3 protein-coding genes are annotated in these 3,795 nt (G+C 27.0%); 1 reads left to right on the forward strand and 2 read right to left on the reverse strand.

From position 1 onward, the window contains the following. The coding region (locus tag E0H99_RS17050) for a sensor histidine kinase (RefSeq protein ID WP_131998492.1) at window positions 1-996 on the reverse strand (996 nt) is incomplete at its 3' end. A 716-nt stretch (window positions 997-1,712) separates the two neighbouring features. Continuing rightward, window positions 1,713-2,276, reverse strand: coding sequence for a Crp/Fnr family transcriptional regulator (locus E0H99_RS17055; protein WP_131998495.1), 564 nt, complete (start codon window positions 2,274-2,276; stop codon window positions 1,713-1,715). 1,208 nt (window positions 2,277-3,484) lie between these two features. Between E0H99_RS17055 and E0H99_RS17060 the strand changes: the two genes are divergently transcribed. Beyond that, entirely contained in the window at window positions 3,485-3,697 is a 213-nt protein-coding gene (locus E0H99_RS17060; protein WP_131998498.1) for a hypothetical protein, read from the forward strand. Window positions 3,698-3,795: the final 98 nt, after the last annotated feature.

A 3,795-nucleotide genomic window follows, 5' to 3' on the forward strand; every position in this document is an offset into this window, starting at 1 on the left:
TGGATAAATCAGTTTTAGGCGTTTTTGAATAAGATTATTTCCTAAACCATTACTTTCTTTTTTAAATTTTCGAGTTGTATCGAATTTATTTTCACACACGAATATGATGTTCTCCTTATTAATAAATACTTCAACACTTATAGCATTGTCTATTTTCTTATTTGTACTATGCTTAAAGGCATTTTCGATAAATGGAATAAAAATCATTGGCGCTATTGTTCGATCATCCTGTATACCATTTATTTTAAAACTCACATAATTAGAATTTGCAGTTCTTATTTTTTGCAATTCTATATACTTCTCAATATATTCGATTTCTTTTTTAAGCAAAATTGTATCTGTTTTAGTTTCGTATAACATAAAACGCAAAATATCGGATAGTTTAATTAAATAATTAGAAGCCTCTGTGGCATCCTTTAATATCAATACATCGATATTATTTAAAGTGTTAAATAAGAAATGAGGATCAAGCTGGGCTTTTACTAATGCCATTTCTATTTCATGATTTTTTTGTTTCAATTCTTCTTTTAATTTTATTTCTTTAACCCAAGTAATAAAACCTTTAAGAATCAAGGCCGCCAAACCGCAAATCGAAGCAATAAAGCTCATAGCCATTATTGTTCTTATAGCGGTAGATCTACCATTTATACCTCCTTTATCCATATCAATAAGTTGACCTGATTCTATAAAATAGCGCATTATAATATATGCAAGTATTGCAGCACCTATAGAAAATACTATACCGGAAATAATGGAAATTACAAACTTTTTTTGTTGCAGGTATTTTGGGAATACTATAAAATAACATGCATAAAATGTGATGGATGAAGGAAAAAACGCAAATAGAAAAAGTGATTTGAAGGCATTTACAATTCGTGCGGTCTGATCGACTGCATGACTGCTGCTTCTATAGAAAACTGCTAACATGATTGATATTAAAAGTAAATAGCACATCCAAAAACCAATATGCAACAAAATAATGATTGATTTTTTCATAACTTCAAATTTAGTAATTTATAAGAAATAAATTCAACGATTTTAGAATGTATCGAAAATATATTATTAAAAATGGAGATATCTGTTTACAAAATCAAGAAAGACTTATTCAGATGCTTTCATGGAATATGCTTATACTAAGAATTGTTGTTCTAATTTGGAACAAAATATAATTTGTAGGATAGTCCAAAAAAGTTGACTAAAAAGTTCTGTAAAACGAAGCTGCACTATACTTTCTAGTCGCCACCTATCTAACTTCTTTGAACATTTCAGAAAAGAGGTTTATATTAATGCTAAATTAAAATTGTTGCTTTTATTTGGACGGCTTCGCCATAAAAAGCAATCATAAAAAAACTGTAAATCCAATAATTGTGAAAATATCAAGCCATTATTATAAAATAGTTTGGGTCTTCCCATACTATTCATTCTAGATAAGACAATATTTTTTTTAAACTAGTAGCAGGAAGACACGATGCTGATAAAAAGAAATAATTATCCATGCACAGTTTACTATATTCTTTTTAATAATTAACCCTTTTTTTGCAGAAGTTTCAATTTGAAAAGACCCAAAATTATTCCACTAAGAAATTTACTTAAGTTTTATTCCCTTTTAATTTTAAAAAATCTATTCAAAAACAATGTGGCTACCTTTCCTAATTTGACCTCTTTTTCTATTTTTTTTGTCTAAAATAAAAACAAGACTTCGCAGTAAAAAACTATCTTATATTATTTCTGATACGACTTAAATGTCTAGGAGTGACTCCAAGTATGGATGCTAAACATTGAAGGGGAATTTTTTGCAAAAGTTCTGGCTCTTCTTTTAACATTTTATTATATCGTTGTTCCCCGCTTAGCAAAATAAGATCATGACGATTAGCATCAATACTGCAAATGGAACTTTCTAAAAAACCAATGTAAAAATCTTTAAAACTTGGAATCTCGTTTATCAATTTTTTTAGATTGGCTTTACTAATAATACAAATACTTCCATCTGTTAATGCCTTTACGTTTTCAATAGCAGGGCTATCATTTACGAAACTGAAACGTGAAGCCATAAAAGTATTTTCAATCGAAACATAGGTAGTTCTGATTTCACCTTCTTTCAAAACGTAATATTGAAAAACACCGCTTTCAACAAAACCTAAATGGTTGCCTATTCTTTCTTGCTTTACAAAAAATTCATTTTTTTTAAATGTTTGGAGTCGAAATGAATTTAAAATTCTATCTAGATCATTATCCTCAAATCCAAACATATTAAAATATCTTTTTAGCTTTATCATACCTTTTGCGTTAATTCCAATTATTAAACCCTAAAGCTGCTGGACTATAGCTCGTACTCGAAATTTTCTTATTTTTTTGTTAGTTTTCATTATAAAAACTAACAATTTAAGAGGCCAAAAATAATATCTACAACTTTTAATTTCATTCACTTTGGTTAAGAAATAAAACGCTTATTCACATACGATAAAATAAAGAAGTGACAAATCAAACCTATTTTATTTTACATTTTCATGTAGAGACTTTTCTAATATTATGCCACCGCCAATTATCGCTAGAAGTATTGTTGGATATTAAGACAAAAGAATTAAATAAGTCGTACTGAAAATTATGAATGTACATCTCGTGAATCTTTGATAGAATATCTAAAATAATCCCCCTTTATAAAGCATTAAAAGCTCATAAAGTCAACAGATCAAAAAGCTGTATTTATTAAATAAAATTCATTATAATTTGTTTAGAGTCAAAGTAATGCTGCAATAACAGAGCATAAGACTTCTTTTTAAGTATTTCTATAACAATAGGTTTAAACAGTTCCGACTGGCATTAAAGAAATTAAGCGAAATTTTAATCATCCAGATCTCCAAATTTAATTATGTCCCATTTTTTTTAATTGGTAAGTTTCAAATCCTGTTTTTAAAAAATTCAATTCATAAAGTATTCTACTGAAAATACTTTGATGGATCCATTTTTATATATTTTGAAACTAGTTGAGCACTTAAAAACAAAATAGCAGTTGGATTTGGTAGTGTTTGAAAATCCGTAAAATCAATCTAAAGAAATTGATAAACTAAATTCTAGTTTCAAAATTTTCACATGGGTTCTTTTAAAAGTTCCCTTTGCAATATAAATTACCAAACAGCTATATGAGAAAATATTGAAAAGTAGAATTGGAGGCTTTGGGAAAATTATGAAATGTTTTTATTTTTTTTTGCTAAAGCCACATCAAAAACAATAATATATTTTTTCTAGACTTTTGTCTAGTAAAATTAACGCTGTAATTTAAAAATTTGTATGTGGAAACAAAACAGATCAATTCATTTTTTAATCATCGTGCATCAAAATTATTCTCAATGAAAATTTATCTAAAAAAGAATAATTTACATATTTTAGATTAAAAAAAAAAAACACTTACTTAATAGATTTATTTTACGCAATCAACCCTTTGTAATGCAAAGATTATTGTTGCAATTCATCCTTAAAAAAAAAAATGAAAAAATTAATTTATCCAATTAATGGAATTAACTATATTCTCTTTGAGATAGAGTTGCCTCTAAAATTTGCAAAAAATTTTGAAACTAGAATTAAAGTTGTTGATGGAATCATTCAACAAACGAAATATATAGAAAAATTTTGGAATAGGAACGTAAGCATAAAGTGCTTAATTCCAGAAATAAATATGGCGAAATTTAAAGACTTATAAATACAACTCCTGAATTACCAAAATAAAAATATCATAAAAAAGTATAAATGGGGTAAAATTAATAATCGGCTTAGCCAGATTCAAATTAGGTGCATGCA

It is taken from the genome of Flavobacterium sp. GT3P67, from assembly GCF_004349155.1.
GTDB classification, from domain to species: Bacteria; Bacteroidota; Bacteroidia; order Flavobacteriales; family Flavobacteriaceae; genus Flavobacterium; species Flavobacterium ranwuense.

Excerpts from the sequence above, each read along its gene's own strand:
- E0H99_RS17055 (WP_131998495.1), bottom strand. The coding sequence starts at position 2,276 with ATGATAAAGCTAAAAAGATATTTTAATATGTTTGGATTTGAGGATAAT.
- E0H99_RS17060 (WP_131998498.1), top strand. The coding sequence starts at position 3,485 with ATGAAAAAATTAATTTATCCAATTAATGGAATTAACTATATTCTCTTT.